Origin of the sequence: Streptomyces sp. NPDC006294 (assembly GCF_042870895.1) — a bacterium.
Lineage (GTDB): Bacteria > Actinomycetota > Actinomycetes > Streptomycetales > Streptomycetaceae > Streptomyces.
The window spans coordinates 463,813-481,727 of sequence record NZ_JBIAHV010000003.1; the positions used below are offsets into that span (position 1 = coordinate 463,813).

The 17,915-nt window shown below is 73.0% G+C and carries 14 protein-coding genes; 13 read left to right on the forward strand and 1 reads right to left on the reverse strand.

What is annotated here, in order from left to right; all coding sequences use genetic code 11:
• Positions 1–16 precede the first annotated feature (16 nt).
• From ACFYOP_RS07715 to ACFYOP_RS07775, 13 genes are all read left to right on the forward strand, one after another.
• A complete protein-coding gene (locus ACFYOP_RS07715) occupies positions 17–916 on the forward strand; it encodes a TatD family hydrolase (RefSeq protein ID WP_356896467.1) in 900 nt (299 codons plus the stop codon).
• 123 nt (positions 917–1,039) lie between these two features.
• The gene (locus ACFYOP_RS07720; RefSeq protein ID WP_356896469.1) at positions 1,040–2,566 is read left to right on the forward strand and encodes a ubiquitin-like domain-containing protein; all 1,527 of its coding nucleotides are present in this window, start codon (positions 1,040–1,042) and stop codon (positions 2,564–2,566) included.
• Positions 2,563–3,423, forward strand: a complete 861-nt coding sequence (gene rsmA, locus ACFYOP_RS07725; RefSeq protein WP_356896471.1) for a 16S rRNA (adenine(1518)-N(6)/adenine(1519)-N(6))-dimethyltransferase RsmA — start codon at positions 2,563–2,565, stop codon at positions 3,421–3,423. The genes ACFYOP_RS07720 and rsmA overlap by 4 nt, the downstream gene beginning before the upstream one ends.
• Complete coding sequence (locus ACFYOP_RS07730; RefSeq protein ID WP_356896473.1) at positions 3,420–4,316, forward strand: 4-(cytidine 5'-diphospho)-2-C-methyl-D-erythritol kinase; 897 nt, start codon at positions 3,420–3,422, stop codon at positions 4,314–4,316. The genes rsmA and ACFYOP_RS07730 overlap by 4 nt, the downstream gene beginning before the upstream one ends.
• A gap of 433 nt (positions 4,317–4,749) precedes the next feature.
• Positions 4,750–6,063, forward strand: a complete 1,314-nt coding sequence (locus tag ACFYOP_RS07735; RefSeq protein ID WP_356896475.1) for an acyltransferase — start codon at positions 4,750–4,752, stop codon at positions 6,061–6,063.
• Between the two features lie 43 nt (positions 6,064–6,106).
• Positions 6,107–7,915 carry an ABC-F family ATP-binding cassette domain-containing protein gene (locus tag ACFYOP_RS07740; RefSeq protein ID WP_356896477.1) on the forward strand — a complete coding sequence of 603 codons (1,809 nt, stop codon included), beginning with the start codon at positions 6,107–6,109 and terminating at the stop codon, positions 7,913–7,915.
• A 542-nt stretch (positions 7,916–8,457) separates the two neighbouring features.
• On the forward strand, positions 8,458–10,272 hold the full coding sequence (locus tag ACFYOP_RS07745) for a PQQ-binding-like beta-propeller repeat protein (protein WP_356896479.1): 1,815 nt from the start codon (positions 8,458–8,460) through the stop codon (positions 10,270–10,272).
• Between the two features lie 55 nt (positions 10,273–10,327).
• A complete protein-coding gene (locus tag ACFYOP_RS07750; protein WP_356896481.1) occupies positions 10,328–12,112 on the forward strand; it encodes a PQQ-binding-like beta-propeller repeat protein in 1,785 nt (594 codons plus the stop codon).
• Positions 12,113–12,381: 269 nt separating this feature from the next.
• Entirely contained in the window at positions 12,382–13,071 is a 690-nt protein-coding gene (locus ACFYOP_RS07755; RefSeq protein WP_356896483.1) for a LuxR C-terminal-related transcriptional regulator, read from the forward strand.
• A gap of 96 nt (positions 13,072–13,167) precedes the next feature.
• Positions 13,168–14,208, forward strand: coding sequence for a galactose-1-phosphate uridylyltransferase (gene galT / locus ACFYOP_RS07760; RefSeq protein ID WP_356896485.1), 1,041 nt, complete (start codon positions 13,168–13,170; stop codon positions 14,206–14,208).
• Positions 14,209–15,177, forward strand: coding sequence for a UDP-glucose 4-epimerase GalE (galE, locus tag ACFYOP_RS07765; RefSeq protein ID WP_356896487.1), 969 nt, complete (start codon positions 14,209–14,211; stop codon positions 15,175–15,177). It abuts the gene before it with no gap.
• Positions 15,174–16,286 carry a galactokinase gene (gene galK, locus ACFYOP_RS07770; protein ID WP_356896489.1) on the forward strand — a complete coding sequence of 371 codons (1,113 nt, stop codon included), beginning with the start codon at positions 15,174–15,176 and terminating at the stop codon, positions 16,284–16,286. The genes galE and galK overlap by 4 nt, the downstream gene beginning before the upstream one ends.
• A gap of 272 nt (positions 16,287–16,558) precedes the next feature.
• Complete coding sequence (locus ACFYOP_RS07775) at positions 16,559–17,341, forward strand: response regulator transcription factor (RefSeq protein WP_356896491.1); 783 nt, start codon at positions 16,559–16,561, stop codon at positions 17,339–17,341.
• Here ACFYOP_RS07775 and ACFYOP_RS07780 read toward each other — a convergent pair.
• Positions 17,300–17,797, reverse strand: coding sequence for a MarR family transcriptional regulator (locus ACFYOP_RS07780; RefSeq protein WP_356896493.1), 498 nt, complete (start codon positions 17,795–17,797; stop codon positions 17,300–17,302). The genes ACFYOP_RS07775 and ACFYOP_RS07780 overlap by 42 nt on opposite strands.
• Positions 17,798–17,915 lie beyond the last annotated feature (118 nt).

A 17,915-nucleotide genomic window follows, 5' to 3' on the forward strand; every position in this document is an offset into this window, starting at 1 on the left:
CCGTAGGATCGCGCCCATGAGTTCGAAATCCGCCCCGCCGCCGCTGCCCGAGCCGCTCGGTGTCGCGGTCGCCGATTCGCACACCCACCTGGACATGCAGGAAGGCACCGTCGAGGAGGCCCTGGCCAGGGCCGCCGCGGTCGGTGTGGAGACCGTCGTCCAGGTGGGCTGCGACATCAAGGGCTCCCGCTGGGCGGCGGAGACCGCCGCCGCGCACCGGGGCGTCCACGCCGCGGTCGCCCTGCACCCCAACGAAGCGCCGCGCATCGTGCTCGGGGACCCTGGGGGCACCTCCCAGCCCCCCGGGGCTGGGGGAGGCCGGTCGCGGCAGGGGGCGCGGGACGCGGGCGGGGACGCCGCGCTCGACGACGCGCTCGCCGAGATCGACCGGCTCGCCGCGCTCGACGAGGTCAAGGCCGTCGGCGAGACCGGCCTCGATCATTTCCGCACCGGGCCCGAGGGAATCGCCGCACAGGAACGGTCTTTCCGCGCCCATATCGAGATCGCCAAACGGCACGGCAAAGCACTCGTCATCCACGATCGCGACGCACACGCGGATGTGCTGCGGATTCTGGCCGAGGAAGGCGCACCGGAGCGCACCGTCTTCCACTGCTATTCCGGCGACGCCGAAATGGCCCAAGTCTACGCGGCCGCAGGCTACTTCATGTCGTTCGCGGGAAACGTGACCTTCAAGAACGCCCAACCGCTGCGCGACGCGCTCGCGGTGGCGCCCGCGGAACTCGTACTCGTCGAGACGGACGCACCCTTCCTCACCCCGGCGCCGTACCGCGGACGGCCCAACGCCCCGTATCTGATCCCGGTCACGCTCCGTGCCATGGCGGCGGTCAAGGGGATGGACGAGGACGCCCTGGCAGGGGCGGTCGCGGCCAATACCGCGCGCGCATTCGGCTACTGACCGGATCGGGCCGTCTTTCCGTATGGGTGACGCCGCGTGTCCGCGCCGCTTTGGAGAGTGACGACCGCTCCGCTACTGTCCGTTGCCACGTGGCTGACCGGACCTTACGGAGCGTCGTTGAGCGTGAGTCATTCGCAGGGCAGTCACCGCGCGGTGCGCGGCGCGCGGCGCGCGGGTACGAAACCGGCCGGTGACGCCGCCGCACCGGCCGCACCGCCGTACGACTGGCCGGCCCCGCAGCCCACCGTCATCGCCGCCCGGCTCACGGCGGCCTACACGCCCACCCTGCCGTACCTGGACCTCCGCGCCGACACCGCCGACACCGCCGACTCCGCCGACTCCGCCGGGGTGCGCCGCCGCCGGCACGCCGTGGCCCAGGCGCCGACCGTGCCGTACCTGGACCTCACCGAGACCGTCCGCGCCCGGCTCCCGTGGCAGTGGTCACCGGCGGGCGGGACCCGCCGGCGCGACGGAGGCACGGACGACGCGCCCCCGCCCGCAGTGCCCGGACCCCGGACGGCGCGGCGCGGCGCCCGGCGCCGCCGGTCCGCGCAGCGGCCGGAGGCGCTGCGCCGGCTCCTCCCCCGGGCCCTCGTCGTCGCCTTCCTCGCCGGCGGGACGTCCGCCTTCGTCGCCGACGACAAGGACGTCCGCCTCACCGTCGACGGCGTCCCGCGGACCACGCACACCTTCGCCGACGACGTACGCGAACTCCTCGAAGAGGAGGGCCTGGAGCTGGGCGCGCACGACGTCGTCGCCCCCGGCCCCGACGCCGCGCTCGACAGCGGCGACGAGATCACCGTGCGCCACGGCAGGCCCCTCACCCTCACGCTCGACGGCCGCCGGGTCCAGGTCTGGACGACGGCCGGCACCGTGGCGGGCGCCCTGCGCGAACTCGGCGTGCGCGCCCAGGGCGCGTACCTCTCCGTGCCCCGCTCCACCCCGATCCCGCGCACCGGCCTCGTCCTGGACGTCCGCACCGAGCGGGCCGTGACCTTCATGGCCGACGGACGTGAACGCACCGTCCGCACCAACGCAGCCACCGTGGGCCAGGCGCTCACCGAGGCGGGCATCGTGCTGCGCGGCCAGGACACCACCTCCGTGGCGGCCACCGGCTTCCCGCGCGACGGCCAGAGCATCACGGTCATGCGGATCACCGACGGGCGGAAGGTGCGGGACGAGCCGATCCCCTTCGCCGTCGTCAGAACCCCGGACCCCGAGCTGTTCCAGGGCACCGAGGTCGTCGACCGGCAGGGCGAGCCGGGCGTACGCCGGGTCACCTACGCCCTGCGGACGGTCAACGGCGTACGTCAGAAGCCGCGGCGGATCGACGAGGACGTCGTCCGCGAACCCGTCACCGAGCGGGTGCGGGTCGGCACCCGGCAGCCGCCGTCCTCCGTGCGCGGAGCGGACGGCCTCGACTGGGCCGCGCTCGCCGCCTGCGAGTCGGGCGGCCGGCCCGACGCCGTCGACCCCTCCGGCACCTACGGCGGGCTGTACCAGTTCGACACCGCGACCTGGCGCTCCCTGGGCGGCACCGGACGCCCGCAGGACGCACCCGCGGAAGAGCAGACGTACCGGGCGAAGAAACTCTATGTGCAACGGGGGGCGAGTCCGTGGCCGCACTGCGGCCGTAGGCTGTATCGGTGAGCACCACTGATCCCGACGCACTCCTCGGCCCCGCCGACATCCGCGAGCTGGCCGCCGCGCTGGGCGTACGCCCCACCAAGCAGCGCGGCCAGAACTTCGTCATCGACGCCAACACCGTCCGCCGGATCGTCCGCACGGCCGAGGTGAAGCCCGACGACGTCGTCGTCGAGATCGGGCCGGGACTCGGCTCGCTGACCCTCGGACTGCTCGAGGCGGCCGACCGGGTCGTCGCCGTCGAGATCGACGACGTGCTCGCCGGCGCGCTGCCGGCGACGGTCGCGGCGCGCCTGCCCGAACGGGCCCCGCGCTTCTCGCTGGTGCACTCGGACGCCATGCACGTGCGGGAGCTGCCCGGACCGCCGCCGACCGCGCTCGTCGCGAACCTGCCGTACAACGTCGCCGTCCCGGTGCTGCTGCACATGCTCGAGCACTTCCCGACGATCGAGCGCACCCTCGTCATGGTCCAGGCCGAGGTCGCCGACCGGCTGGCCGCCCGGCCCGGGAACAAGGTGTACGGAGTGCCGTCCGTGAAGGCCAACTGGTACACCGGCGTCAAGCGGGCCGGCTCCATCGGCCGCAACGTCTTCTGGCCCGCGCCGAACGTGGACTCCGGGCTGGTCTCCCTGGTGCGTCGGACCTCCCCGGTGGCCACGACCGCGACCAGGGCCGAGGTCTTCGCCGTCGTCGACGCGGCCTTCGCGCAGCGGCGCAAGACCCTGCGGGCCGCGCTCGCCGGATGGGCCGGCTCGCCGGCCGCGGCGGAGGCGGCGCTCGTCGCGGCCGGCGTGTCGCCGCAGGCACGGGGCGAGGCCCTGACGGTGGAGGAGTTCGCGCGGATCGCGGAGGCGAAGCAGTGAGCGTCACGGTACGGGTGCCGGCCAAGGTCAACGTCCAGCTCGCGGTCGGCGGGGCCCGCCCCGACGGCTTCCACGACCTGGCCAACGTCTTCCTGGCGGTGGGGCTCTACGACGAGGTGACGGTACGTCCCGCCCCGTCGCTGACGATCACCTGCGACGGGCCGGACGCGGACCAGGTGCCCCTGGACCGTACGAACCTGGCCGCCCGCGCCGCCGAACTGCTCGCCGCCCGGCACGGCATCGCGCCCGACGTCCACATCCACATCGCCAAGGACATCCCCGTCGCCGGCGGCATGGCCGGCGGCAGCGCGGACGGCGCGGGCGCGCTGCTCGCGTGCGACATGCTGTGGGGGCTGGGGTCGACGCGGGACGAACTGCTCTTCCTCTGCGCGCAGTTGGGGTCCGACGTGCCGTTCAGCCTGGTCGGCGGGGCGGCGCTCGGCACCGGGCGCGGGGAGCGGCTGACCGAGCTCGAGGTCGGCGGCGGCTTCTCCTGGGTGTTCGCGGTCGCGGACGGCGGGCTGTCCACCCCCGCGGTCTACGGCGAGTTCGACCGGCTGAACGAGGGCGTGGCCGTGCCGGAACCGGTCGCCTCGCCGCGGCTGCTGGACGCGCTGCGCACGGGCGACGTCCTCGCGCTGGCGGACACCGTCTCCAACGACCTCCAGCCTGCGGCCCTCTCCCTGCGCCCGTCCCTCGCGGACACGCTCGCCGTGGGCGCGTCGGCGGGCGCGCTCGCCTCCCTCGTCTCGGGCTCGGGCCCGACGACGGCGTTCCTCACGAAGGACGAGGACGCGGCGGAGGCGGTGGCGTCGGCGCTGACGTCGTCGGGCACCTGCCGGACCGCACGGGTTGCGGGGGCGCCGGCGGGGGGCGCGCGGCGCGTGTCCTGACCCGGGGGCACTGCCCCCGGTCCGCCCTGCGCCTCAGTCTCCCCCTACGGCCTGGCGGCCGTGGGAGGTGCCCCTGACGGGGCTTGGTTGGCCGTCTTGTCGGGGCGTTGCCTCGAGCCCCGCGCCTCAATCGCCGGCGGGGCTGGAGTTGCCGGTTCTTTGCCGGGCCCGCCGCGTCGAGCACCGGCGGGGCCGGGTGGCCCCGTGGGCGCCCTGTTCCGCGCAGCGAGGTCAGGGTTGCCCGGCGGCCGGGTCGCCGCGCAGCGGCACATCGAGCCCGGCCTGGGGCCGCCCGCGGCCGCCAGGCCGCAGGGGGGGAGGGCAGGGGCAAGCCCGCCGCAGGCGCCAACGCGCCCACCGCCCGCGTACTCAGGTCCCGACCTGAGTACGAGCGCTCTCCCGCACCCACCCCGCCGCCCGGCACCGTACCCCCATGGGAACAACCGCTCGTGAGCTCGACGCCGGCACTCCCGACGCCCGGGACCGGTACGTCGACCTGTTGAGGGTCGCCTCGCTCGGGGTCGTCGTCGGCGGGCACTGGCTGATGGCCGCCGTCACCGGCGACGGCGTCGGGAATCTGCTCGCCGTCGTGCCGGAGCTGCAGCCGCTCACCTGGGTGCTGCAGGTCATGCCCGTGTTCTTCTTCGTCGGCGGGTTCTCGCACGCCCTCTCCTACCGGTCCCTGAGCCGGCGGCACCAGGACCGGCCCGTCTACGCCGTCTTTCTGCGCGGCCGGCTGCAGCGGCTGCTGCGGCCCACCATGGCGTTCGTCCTCGTGTGGGGCGCCGCCGCGCTCGTCGTGCAGGTGTTCGGCGGGGGCGGCGGGATGACGGGCGTCGCGCTGCGGCTGGTGGCGCAGCCGCTGTGGTTCATCGGGATCTATCTCGCGATGGTCGCGGTCACGCCACCGCTGCTGAGGCTGCACGAGCGCTTCGGCTGGGGCGCCTTCGGCGGGCTCGTCGCGGCGGCGGCCGCCGTGGACGTGCTGCGGTTCGCCGCCGGCGTCCCCTTCGTCGAGTTCCTGAACTTCGCCTTCGTCTGGCTCGCCGTCCACCAGCTGGGCTTCCTTCGTGCCGACGGGCGCATCCGGATGCCCGCCGCTCTCGCGGCGACCGGTCTGGCCGGGGCCGCCGCGCTGGTCGCCGTCGGGCCGTATCCGCTGTCCATGGTCGGGATGCCGGGCGAGAAGGTCTCGAACATGGCCCCGCCGACGCTCGCCCTGCTGTTCCACGGCCTGTGGCTGGTCGGCGCGGTGGAGCTGCTGAAGGGCCCCGGCACCCGGTTCGTGCGACGGGCCCGGGTGTGGCGCGGGGTCGTGGCCGCCAACGGGATCGCCATGACCGCGTTCCTGTGGCACCTCACGGCGATGCTGGGCGTCTACGGGGTGATGATCGCCGCCGGCGTCGCGCTGCCGGAGCCGGCGACGGCGGCCTGGTGGGCGCAGACGCCGCTGCGTCTGGCCGTCGCGGCCGGGGTGACGGCGCTGCTCGTCGCCGCGTTCCGGCGGTTCGAACGCCCCGCGCGCCGGAGTGCCGCCCCGGTCCCCGGCACCGGGCCGGTCGCCGCCGTGGGGATCGCGCTCTGTCTGTTCGGCATCCTCGGCCTGTCCATGGTCGGCTTCGGCGGGCTGCTCGAAGGCAGGACGGCGATGCTGGTCGCCGTGCACGTCAGCGCGCCCGCCGCCGTGGCCATGGCGCTCGTCGGCTGGCTGCTGGTGGAACGCGCCGGACGGGGCAGCCGTACCTGACAAGTAGGCTGGGAGGTCGATCGTTCCCCCTGTCAGGAGAGAAATGGCCGTCAACCTGGTCAATGTCGAGGCAGTCAGCAAGGTGTACGGAACACGCGCCCTGCTCGACGGGGTCTCCCTCGGCGTCTCGGAGGGAGACCGTATCGGCGTCGTCGGCCGTAACGGCGACGGGAAGACCACCCTGATCCGGCTGCTCGCCAAGCTGGAGGAGCCCGACACCGGGCGGGTCACCCAGAGCGGCGGGCTGCGGCTCGGTGTCCTCACGCAGCACGACTCGCTCGACCCGGAGGCGACGATCCGGCACGAGGTCATCGGCGACCTCGCGGACCACGAGTGGGCGGGCAACGCCAAGATCCGCGACGTGCTGACGGGGCTGTTCGACGGGCTGGACCTGTCCGGTTTCCCGCAGGGCCTCGACACCGTCATCGGCCCGCTGTCCGGCGGCGAGCGCCGCCGTATCGCGCTGGCGAAGCTGCTGATCGACGAGCAGGACCTGCTCGTCCTCGACGAGCCGACCAACCACCTCGACGTGGAGGGCATCGCCTGGCTGGCGAAGCACCTGCAGGCGCGGCGCTCCGCCCTCGTCTGCGTCACCCACGACCGCTGGTTCCTCGACCAGGTCTGCACCCGGATGTGGGACGTGCAGCGCGGTGACGTGTACGAGTACGAGGGCGGCTACTCGGACTACGTCTTCGCCCGCGCCGAGCGCGAGCGCATCGCCGCGACCGAGGAGAGCAAGCGGCAGAACCTGATGCGCAAGGAGCTGGCCTGGCTGCGGCGCGGCGCCCCCGCCCGTACGTCCAAGCCGCGCTACCGCATCGAGGCGGCGAACGAGCTGATCGCCGACGTGCCGCCGCCGCGCGACTCGTCCGAGCTGATGAAGTTCGCCTCCGCCCGGCTCGGCAGATCGGTCTTCGACCTGGAGGACGTGACGGTCCAGGCCGGGCCGAAGGTGCTGCTGAAGCATCTGACCTGGCAGATCGGCCCGGGCGACCGCATCGGTCTGGTCGGCGTCAACGGCGCGGGCAAGACCTCGCTGCTGCGTACGCTCGCCTCCGCGGCCTTCTCGCAGGGCGAGGAGCAGCCGGTGGCGGGCCGGGTCGTCGTCGGCCGGACCGTACGGCTCGCGTACCTCTCGCAGGACGTCACCGAGCTGCCGCCCGCGATGCGGGTGCTGGAGGCGGTCCAGCAGATCCGCGACCGGGTCGATCTCGGCAAGGGCCGGGAGATGACCGCCGGCCAGCTGTGCGAGCAGTTCGGCTTCGGCAAGGAGAAGCAGTGGACGCCGGTCGGCGACCTGTCCGGCGGCGAGCGGCGCCGGCTCCAGCTGCTGCGGCTGCTGATGGACGAGCCGAACGTGCTGTTCCTCGACGAGCCCACCAACGACCTCGACATCGAGACGCTGACGCAGCTCGAGGACGTCCTCGACAGCTGGCCCGGTTCGCTGGTGGTCATCTCGCACGACCGGTTCTTCCTCGAGCGGACCACGGACCGCACGTTCGCGCTGCTCGGCGACGGCACGCTGCGGATGCTGCCGCGCGGCATCGAGGAGTACCTGGAGCGCAGGGCCCGGCTGGTCGAGGCCGCCGTGCCGGCGAGCCCGCCGCCCGCCCCGGCCGGGGCGGGCGGGGAGAAGTCGGCGGCCGACTCCCGGGCGGCGAAGAAGGAACTGCAGCGCATCGAGCGCCGGCTCGACAAGGTCTCCGACAAGGAGAGCAGGCTCCATGCGCAAATCGCTGAAAACGCGACGGACTTCGGTAAAGTGGCCAAACTGGACGCGGAGCTCCGCGAACTGGTGGGCGAGCGCGAAGAGTTGGAGACGCGCTGGCTGGAACTGGCGGAGGACGCCTGACCGAGAGCCTCCGCCCGAGCCGTAGAGAAGGCGTGCAGAGCGCGTAACAACCCCATCACGGGCCGGTCCTCCCTTGGGAACAGGGAAGGGCCGAGCCCGTTCGGTGTGCGTCACCAGTGATACAAAGAAGGCCCGCTCGACTGACGTACAACAACGGGGTTCATGTCCGATTCACTCCTTCCGGTCGATGCGCTTGCCGGAGGAGCGGGGGGAGTTCGTCCGGGCAGCAGACCGTACGAAGGGGGAAGCGCAGATGGGGCAGTCGCCGCCGTCCGTTCCGCCGTGCCCGCAGGGCCGGCGGCAGGGCGCTCCCCGGCCGTCCGTACCGCCCCAGGCCGCCCCGCGCGGGCACCCGCACCCGCCGTCCCCGCCGCGAGGCCGGGGCGCTCACGCGCCGGCGGCGGTGAGGCCGGGTGCATCCGACCGGCCCGGGCCCGACTGGCAACGAACACCATGACGGCTCTCGGCAGATGAGCGCGGTCCGGGTCGTCCGGACATCCCCGACTCCCACTCGCATCTCCCACCCCACGAGGTAGCAGGCCATGACGCAGCCCCCGAACCAGCCCCCGCAGGGAGGCTTCGGAGCCCCACAGGATCCTCAGCAGGGAACTCCCCAGCAGCCCCAGCCGCCCGCCCAGCCGCCGCAGATGCCGCAGGGCCCGCCGCAGACGCCGCCCCCGGCGGCGCCTCCCGGCGCCCCCGCGCCCGGTTACGGCTACCCCCAGCAGCCCCCGGCCCAGCCCGGTTACGGCTACCCGGCGCAGCCTCCGGGCCAGCCGGGCCCGTACAACCAGCCGGCGGGGCCGTACGGCCAGCAGGCGGGCCCGTACAACCAGCCCGGTCCCTACGGGGGTTACCCGACGCAGCCGCAGTACCCGGGCGCGCCGGCCCCCGGAGGCGGCGGCGCGGGCGGCTTCTTCAAGGGGAAGACGGGGATCGTCGTGGCCGCGTCGGCCGCCGCGCTGCTCGTCGTCGGCGGCGGCACCTGGTTCGCCCTGAGCGGCGACGACGAGAAGGACGACAAGCCGAGCGTCAGCAAGTCCAGCGAGGATCCCAAGCCCACCGGCTCCGCCTCCGTCGACCAGGGCGACGGCACCGGCACCGGCCGTGAGGACGACGGCGACCTCAACGCCGGGCGCAAGGACGGCGAGGCCAAGGTCCTCTTCCTGACGAAGAACGACGTCGACCTGCCCCGTAACGGCGCGGAGGTCTTCGGCCCGTGGATCACCGGTGACACGGTCGTCAAGGCCATGTACCGGGAGGTCGCCGGCTACTCGGTGACCGACGGCACGAAGAAGTGGAGCGTCCCGGTCAAGACCGAGGTGTGCTCCGCGACGGTGCAGCCCTCCGCCGACGGCAAGATCGTCATCGGTGTGATGGACGGCCTCACCGACAAGGCCAAGTGCAACGACATGCAGATGATCGACACGAAGGCGGGCAAGGCCGGCTGGACGAAGTCGATCCCCAAGCCGACCGGTATCTTCGCCGGCCTCGCCGACTACACGCTGTCCATCTCGGGCAAGACCCTCGCGGTCGGCGGCGGCAGCAACTCGTACGGCTTCGACCTGGCCACCGGCAAGCAGATCTTCAGCAAGCCGAAGAGCGGCTGCGAGCCGTTCGCCTTCGCCGGCGGGCCGAAGCTGATCGCCGGCGCCCGCTGCGACTCCGACCCGGAGAAGCCCAAGCACCAGATCCAGCAGATCGACCCGGCGACCGGCAAGCCCCAGTGGACGTACAACACGCCGGAGGGCTGGGAGGTCACCAAGGTCTACTCCGTCAGCCCGCTGGTCGTCTCCATCACCCAGCGTGAGCCGGAGAAGAAGTGGTCGATCATCGCGCTGACCGACAACGGCAAGCTGCGCTCGCAGATCTCGGGCGGCAAGAACGACAAGTTCCAGCCGCGCTGCGGCGGCGGGCTCATCATCTGGGGCAAGAACCTCCAGGGCTGCACCGGTGTCGCCGCCGACGCGAAGCACTTCTACATGGCCACGGAGACCGACTACGGCAAGGCCAACGAGCTCGTCGCCTTCGACCTCGACACCGGCAAGGAGGCCTGGCGCGCGCCGGCCGGCGGTGAGCGCAAGATGACGCCGCTGCGCATGGAGGGCGGCAAGGTCCTCGTCTACCTGCAGCCGTCGTACGACACGGGCGGCGGCGTGGCCGTCGTCGAGCCGACCGGCGGGGCGCCGAAGACGCTGCTCCAGCACCCGGCCTCGACGGCGCAGATCGAGAACTCCTTCTACTCGCCGCAGATGGCCTTCGCCGACGGGCGGTTCTTCATCGCCAGCGGTCGTGTGAGCGCCAGCAAGGACTCGGAGGAGAAGGAGACGAAGACCATGATGGGCTTCGGCCAGTGACAGACTCCTTCACCGCCGCAGGACCCACCTTCCGCTCCCCAGGGGTAATCACGCCATGACGCAGCCGCCGCCACCGCCGAACCAGCCGCCCGGCCCGCCGCCGGGACAGCCGCCGAACCCGCCGCAGCAGCCCGCCGGCGGGTACGGCACCCCGCCGCCTCCGCAGAGCGGGCCCCCGGGGTACCCGCAGACGCCGCCGCCGGCCGAGCCCGGCTACGGTTATCCGCAGGCCGCGCCGCAGACCCCGCCGCCGGCCGCGCCGTACGGCTACCCGCAGCAGGGCGCGCCCGGCCAGCCGGCCTACAGCGCGCCGACCCAGCCGATGCAGGCGCAGCCCGCCCCGCCGGAGGGCGGCGGCGGGTTCCTGAACAAGACGCAGCTGCAGATCGTCGTCGCCGCGTGCCTCGCCATCGTCCTGATCATCGGCGGCGGCTTCTGGTACTCCACCACCAAGGACGACGGCGGCAAGCAGGACCAGGCCAAGACCGGCACGGACGGCTCGGGCGGCGAGGACGGCGAGGACGGCAAGGACGGCGAGGAGCCGGCCGCCGCCGACGGCCCGGGCACGGAGAAGGCCCCGGCCGACCCCGCGTCCAAGGTCAACTTCCAGCTGCCGATCCCGCCGCGCATCGACGTGACCGGCGTGCCCGGCTCCTGGGTCACCGACAAGGCGTACGTCAAGACGGGCGTGAACACGATCGACGCGTACGACGTCGCCAACGGTTCGAAGCTCTGGAGCCTGCCGCTGCCCGGCCAGGTGTGCGCCGCCTCCCGCCGGACGACGGAGGACGACAAGACCGCCGTCGTGTTCGAGGCCAGGAAGCGGACGAAGAGCGACAAGGGCTATCCGACGTGCTCCGAGGTCGGCGTCGTCGACCTCACCGCCGGCAAGCTGCTGTGGAGCAAGTCCGTCACCGGTGGCTCGAGCGGTGACGGCAAGTCCCGCTTCGACCAGGTCACCATCAGCGGCAACACGGTGGCCGCGGGCTACCTCGGCGGCAGCGCCGCCTTCGACCTGGCCACCGGCGCCGTCCGCTGGAAGCCCACCGTCGACGCCGACCAGTGCAAGGACATCGGCTACGGCGGCGGCAAGGCGCTCATCGCGGTGCGCCAGTGCGGTTCGTACGACGACCGGCAGGTGACCATCCAGGCGCTCAACCCCGAGAACGGCACCCCGCTCTCGTCGTTCAAGATGCCCGCGGGCGTCGACGACGCGCGGGTCGTCTCCTCCGACCCGCTGGTCGTCGCGGCCGACGTCGGCGACACGGGGACCTTCGGCATCTCGGACTTCTTCTCGATCGACATCAAGACCGGGAAGCTGCGGGCCAAGATCGCCGCGCCGGGCGACAAGTACCTCGCGCGGTGCCCGGCCAGCGACGGTGTCGAGGGCTGCCAGTTCGTGGTCGTCGGCAACGACCGGCTCTATCTGCCGACGGAGGAGCACGAGGGCACCGGGGAGTCGTACTCGCGGACCAACGAGATCGTCGCCTTCGACCTCGCCACCGGAAAGTCCGTCAGCGGCCGCGCCGACGCCGGCGAGGGCTACCACCTGCTGCCGCTGCGCATGGACGGCGGCGACATCATCGCCTACAAGTGGCCCCCGTACGACAAGGGCGGCCAGGTCGTCAGCATCAACGGCGCCACGCTCAAGGAGACCCTCCTGCTGAACAACCCGGGCGACAAGACGGTGCGGGAGGCGGAGACGAGCTTCGTCGAGTCCGGGTCCGAGTACCACTTCAGGAACGGGCGGCTGTTCATCGCGGACGACACCCTGAGCGATCCGAACAGCAGCAGCACCAGCTCGAAGTACCTGGCGATCTCCTTCGCCCCCAAGGGCTGAGGCCCGCCGGCGGTACAGCGCGCACCGCGGCCCGGTCCCTCGCTTCGGCGAGGGACCGGGCCGTCGCCGTTTCCAGTGCCGGACGGCGCCGTACAGCAGGTTCGCCACGCCTTGTCGAGCAAGTGGGCCTGTTTGGAGAGGAATTCGGCATTCTGGGGGGCTTCTGCGGAGATAGGGGCGCGCACCGTCGAACGAGCGTGTAACTTGCCGGGACTGACGGGGTAGCGGGGAGGGCCGGGGGGCCGGGCCGGCGGGACGGGGATGGGTCTATGGGCGTTCGGCTCATGGTGGTCGACGACCACAGACTGCTCGCGGAGGCGCTCGCCTCCGCGCTGAAACTGCGCGGGCACCGGGTGCTCGCGGCGGCGGCGCCGGCGGCCGGAGCGGCCGAGCTGGTGATCGCCCGGTCGCCCGAGGTGTGCCTGCTGGGCACGGCGACGCCCGCGGAGCCGGGCGCTTTCGACCCGGTCGTACGGATCAAGCGGGAGCGGCCGCAGGTGGCGGTCGTGGTGCTCGGCCCGGTGCCCAGCCCCCGCGGGATAGCCGCGGCGTTCGCCGCGGGCGCGTCCGGCTACGTGCGCCACGACGAACGCATCGAGGGCGTCGAGCGGGCGCTGGTGAAGGCGCGGGCGGGCGAGGCGGCGGTGGCCCCGCAGCTGCTGCAGGGCGCCTTCGCGGAGCTGCTCAACCCGGCCGCCCAGCCGGACGACGAGGGCCGGCGGCTGCTCCAGCTGCTGACGCCGCGCGAGGTCGAGGTGCTGGTGCGGGTCGCGGAGGGCGAGGACACCCGGCTGATCGCGGTCGGCATGGGGATCGCGCCGAGCACGGCCCGTACGCATGTGCAGCGGGTGCTGATGAAGCTGGGCGTCGGCTCCCGGCTGGAGGCGGCGGCGCTGGCCGCCCGGACCGGTCTGCTGGACCGGGCGGCGTACGGGACGGGGCGGCCCGGCCCGGCTTAACAGCGGCTCCCGGCTCACTCACATTGACTCCACCTGTTGAGTCGTGGTTTCTTGTGTTCGGTTCTGTTGGAATGGGAGTGGTTGAGGGAGCTCCGTGTGAAGAAGACGTCGATCCGGCTCGCCGACGGCCGTGAGCTCATCTACTACGACTCGCGCGACGACGCCGTGCGCGACGCGGTGGACAGCCGCCCCCTCGACGCCGTCGCCACCACCGCCGAGATCAGACGCGACGCGCTGCTCGGCGACTCGGTCGCGATCGCCTCGCACCGCCAGGCCCGCACCTACCACCCGCCGGCCGACGAGTGCCCGCTCTGCCCCTCGCGCGACGGCCGCCTCAGCGAGGTGCCGGCCGCCGACTACGACGTCGCCGTCTTCGAGAACCGCTTCCCCTCCCTCGCCGGCGACGCGGGCCGCTGCGAGGTCGTCTGCTTCACCTCCGACCACGACGCGTCCTTCGCCGACCTCACCGAGGAGCAGGCCGGTCTCGTCCTCGACGCGTGGACGGACCGGACCGCGGAACTCGCCGAACTGCCCCAGGTCGAGCAGGTCTTCTGCTTCGAGAACCGCGGCGCGGAGATCGGTGTCACCCTCGGCCACCCGCACGGGCAGATCTACGGCTACCCGTTCGTGACCCCGCGCACCGGGCTGATGCTCCGCTCCCTCGCCGCCCACCACGAGAAGACCGGCCGCAACCTCTTCGACGACGTCGTCGCACGCGAACGCGAGGAGGGCGAGCGGGTGGTGCTGGAGGGCGAGCACTGGATCGCCTTCGTGCCGTACGCGGCGCACTGGCCGTACGAGGTGCACCTCCACCCCAAGCGGCGGGTGCCGGACCTGCGGGGGCTCGACGACGCGGCGCGCGCCGAGTTCCCGGGGCTCTACCTGGAGCTGCTCAGGCGCTTCGACCGGATCTTCGGCCCGGGTGAACCGCCGACCCCCTACATCGCCGCCTGGCACCAGGCGCCGTTCCGGGCCGGGGGGCGGGACGCCTTCGGTCTCCATCTCGAGCTTTTCACCATCCGCCGCACTGCCGGCAAGCTGAAATTCCTCGCGGGTTCCGAATCCGGTATGAACGTGTTCATCAACGATGTGCCGCCGGAGGCCGCGGCGCGGCGACTGCGAGAGGTAGCGAGCTAAGTGAGCAACAAGTACCTGGTCACCGGCGGTGCGGGATACGTCGGCAGTGTGGTGGCGCGGCATCTGCTGGAGGCCGGCCACCGGGTGACCGTGCTGGACGACCTCTCCACCGGCTTCCGGGAAGGGGTCCCGGCGGGCGCCGAGTTCATCGAGGGACGGATCCAGGACGCCGCCAGGTGGCTGGACTCCTCGTACGACGGGGTGCTGCACTTCGCCGCCTTCTCGCAGGTCGGCGAGTCGGTCGCGAAGCCGGAGAAGTACTGGGCGAACAACGTCGGCGGCACCATGGAGCTGCTGGCCGCCATGCGCGGCGCCGGTGTGCGCACGCTGGTCTTCTCCTCCACCGCGGCCACCTACGGCGAGCCGGTCTCCACCCCCATCACCGAGTCCGACCCGACCGCGCCGACCAGCCCGTACGGCGCGACGAAGCTCGCCGTCGACCACATGATCTCCGGCGAGGCGGCGGCCCACGGGCTCGCGGCGGTCTCCCTGCGGTACTTCAACGTCGCGGGCGCCTACGGCGAATGCGGCGAGCGCCACGACCCCGAGTCGCACCTCATCCCGCTGGTCCTCCAGGTCGCCCTCGGCCGGCGCGAGTCGATCTCCGTCTACGGCGACGACTACCCGACGCCGGACGGCACCTGCGTACGCGACTACATCCACGTAGCCGACCTGGCGGAGGCCCATCTCCTCGCCCTGCGGGCGGCCACCGCGGGCGAGCACCTGATCTGCAACCTCGGCAACGGCAACGGCTTCTCGGTGCGCGAGGTCATCGAGACCGTCCGCGAGGTCACCGGCCACCCGGTGCCCGAGGTGGTCGCGGAGCGCCGGGGCGGCGACCCCGCCGTACTGGTCGCCTCCGCGGCGACGGCCCAGGAACGCCTGGGCTGGAAGCCGAGCCGCGCCGACCTGGCCGGCATCGTGTCCGACGCCTGGGCATTCGCCCGCAGGAGGGAGAACGGTTCATGAGCTTCACGGGCGAGGGTGTGTGGGCGGCACCCGGCAGGGTGAACCTGATCGGTGAACACACCGACTACAACGACGGCTTCGTGATGCCCTTCGCGCTGCCGCACACCACCGTGGCGACCGTCGCCCGCCGCGACGACGGCGTCCTGCGGCTGTCCTCCGCCGACATGGAGGGCGGCCCGGTCGAGCTGCGCGTCGACGACCTCGCCCCCGGTGGCCCCGGCGGCTGGACCGACTACCCGGCGGGCGTCGTCTGGGCGCTGCGCGACGCCGGCCACCCGGTCGGCGGCGCGGACATCCACTACGAGTCGACCGTGCCCACCGGCGCCGGCCTCTCCTCGTCCGCGGCGATCGAGGTCGTCACCGCCCTCGCCTTCAACGACCTGTACGCATTGGGCCTGGAGCCCTGGCGCACGGCCCGCCTGTGCCAGCGCGCGGAGAACGTCTACGTCGGCGCCCCGACCGGGATCATGGACCAGACGGCAGCCGCCTGCTGCACCGAGGGCCACGCCCTGCACCTGGACACCCGGGACCTCTCCCAGCGGCAGATCCCCTTCGACCTGGCCGCCCACGGTCTCGAACTCCTCGTCGTCGACACCCGCGTCAAGCACGCCCACAGCGACGGCGAGTACGGCAAGCGGCGCGCGGGCTGCGAGGCGGGTGCGGCGGCGCTCGGCGTGGACGCGCTGCGGGACGTGCCGTACGACGGGCTGGACGCGGCTCTCGCCCGGATCGAGGACCCCGAGGTGCGGCCCCTGGTGCGGCACATCGTGACCGAGAACCACCGGGTGGAGCGGGTGATCGACCGTCTGGAGGCGGGCGAGGTCCGGGCCATCGGCCCCGTGCTGACCGAGGGGCACGCCTCGCTGCGGGACGACTTCCGGGTCTCCTGCCCGGAGCTGGACCTGGTCGTGGACACGGCGCTGGCGGCCGGCGCGCTGGGCGCGCGGATGACGGGCGGCGGCTTCGGCGGCTCGGCGATCGTGCTGACGGAGACGTCCGCGTCGGCGACCGTGACCAAGTCGGTCCTGGCGGCCTTCGAGGCCTCCTCGCTCCTGGCCCCGCGGGTCTTCGCCGCGACCCCGTCCCAGGGCGCGCGCCGGCTCTCCTGAGGCGCCGCGACGCCCCAGCAGACACAGGGATCACACCATGAACACCGCGGCCGGCCAGTTCCGCGAATAGCCTTCCGCCGCCGCCCCGCGTCCGTACTCTGAACCACAGCACCGGTGGGGGCCGGTGTCGATCAGGGGGCGAAACAGCCGGGTACGGCGCCCGGGGCGGGGGTATCGGTCACAGCACGGCGGCGGCCGTGCGCGTGCCGGATCCTCCGTCCCCCCGGGCGGCGTGCCCGTGCCGGTCTGTCCTTGGAGACTGGGGGTGTCCTGTGGTCCGTATCCGGGTTCTGGTCGTGGACGACCACCGGATTTTCGCCGAATCGCTCGCCGCGGCCCTCGCGGCGGAGCCCGACGTCGAGGTCGCCGCGGCCGGCAGCGGCCCCGCCGCGCTGCGCTGCCTGGAGCGCGCCGCGGCGGAGAGCCGCAGATTCGACGTGATGCTCGTCGACGCCGACCTGGGAGCCGCCGCCGCTGTGCCGCGGCCCGGGTCCGTCGCGCTCGCCCGCGCGGTGCCCGACGGCGCGGCCGACGGTCTTGTCGACGGCATCTCGCTGGTCGCGGGCGTCCGCTCCGTCCAGCCCGCGGTGCGCTCCGTGGTGCTCGCGCAGAAGGACGACGCCCGCCGGGCGGCGCTCGCGCTGCAGGCAGGCGCCTGGGGCTGGGTGGCCAAGGACTGCTCGCTGCAGCGCCTGCTCGCGGTGGTGCGCGGGGTGCTGCGCGACGAGACGCATCTGGCGCCGGCCCTGCTCACCGGCGTGCTGCGCGAGATGACGGCGGCCCGCAAGCACCGCACCGAGAGCGAGCGGCTGGTGGAGTCGCTGACGCCGCGCGAGCAGGAGGTGCTGCGCTGCATGGTCGCGGGCCTGGGGCGCAAAGCCGTCGCCGAGCGCCTCTTCCTGTCCCCGCACACCGTCCGGACCCATATGCAGAACGTGCTGGGGAAGCTGGGCGTCCACTCCACCCTCGCCGCCGTCGCCCTGGCCCGCCGGGCGGGCGTGGGGCCCGCCGACCTATCCGGGGATGTTGTCGAACGGGGCGGTCAACTGGCGTAGCAGCGCGGCCAGCTCGGCCCGCTGCGCGCGGGACAGCTCGGAGAGGATCGCGCGCTCCTGGGCGAGCAGTCCGGCCAGCGCCTGGTCCGCCCGGTCGCGGCCCTCGGCCGTCAGCCGGACCAGGACCCCGCGCCGGTCAGTGGGGTCGGGCAGCCGCTCCACCAGGTTCTTCTTGGCCAGCCGGTCGATGCGGTTGGTCATCGTGCCGGAGGTGACCAGCGTCTGGGTGAGCAGCTGGCCGGGGGAGAGCTGGTACGGCGCCCCGGCGCGGCGCAGCGAGGTGAGCACGTCGAACTCCCACGGCTCGAGCTGATGCTCGGAGAAGGCGATGCGCCGGGCGCGGTCGAGATGGCGGGCCAGTCTGGAGACGCGGCTGAGCACCTCGAGTGGTTCCACGTCGAGGTCCGGGCGCTCACGGCGCCATGCTGCGACCAGTCGATCGACCTCGTCCTCCATGTCGATCAGTGTAGAGGGTCTGTCGACGTGAAGTCTCTTGATGTCAAGATATAGTCGGCTGGACTATTGGGCATGGTCGGCCCCGGAGCACGTTCCGTTTCGGACTTCCGTTCCTGCG

Excerpts from the sequence above, each read along its gene's own strand:
- ACFYOP_RS07755 (WP_356896483.1), top strand. The coding sequence starts at position 12,382 with ATGGGCGTTCGGCTCATGGTGGTCGACGACCACAGACTGCTCGCGGAG.
- galK (WP_356896489.1), top strand. The coding sequence starts at position 15,174 with ATGAGCTTCACGGGCGAGGGTGTGTGGGCGGCACCCGGCAGGGTGAAC.
- ACFYOP_RS07780 (WP_356896493.1), bottom strand. The coding sequence starts at position 17,797 with ATGGAGGACGAGGTCGATCGACTGGTCGCAGCATGGCGCCGTGAGCGC.
- ACFYOP_RS07750 (WP_356896481.1), top strand. The coding sequence starts at position 10,328 with ATGACGCAGCCGCCGCCACCGCCGAACCAGCCGCCCGGCCCGCCGCCG.
- ACFYOP_RS07740 (WP_356896477.1), top strand. The coding sequence starts at position 6,107 with ATGGCCGTCAACCTGGTCAATGTCGAGGCAGTCAGCAAGGTGTACGGA.
- ACFYOP_RS07715 (WP_356896467.1), top strand. The coding sequence starts at position 17 with ATGAGTTCGAAATCCGCCCCGCCGCCGCTGCCCGAGCCGCTCGGTGTC.
- ACFYOP_RS07745 (WP_356896479.1), top strand. The coding sequence starts at position 8,458 with ATGACGCAGCCCCCGAACCAGCCCCCGCAGGGAGGCTTCGGAGCCCCA.
- ACFYOP_RS07735 (WP_356896475.1), top strand. The coding sequence starts at position 4,750 with ATGGGAACAACCGCTCGTGAGCTCGACGCCGGCACTCCCGACGCCCGG.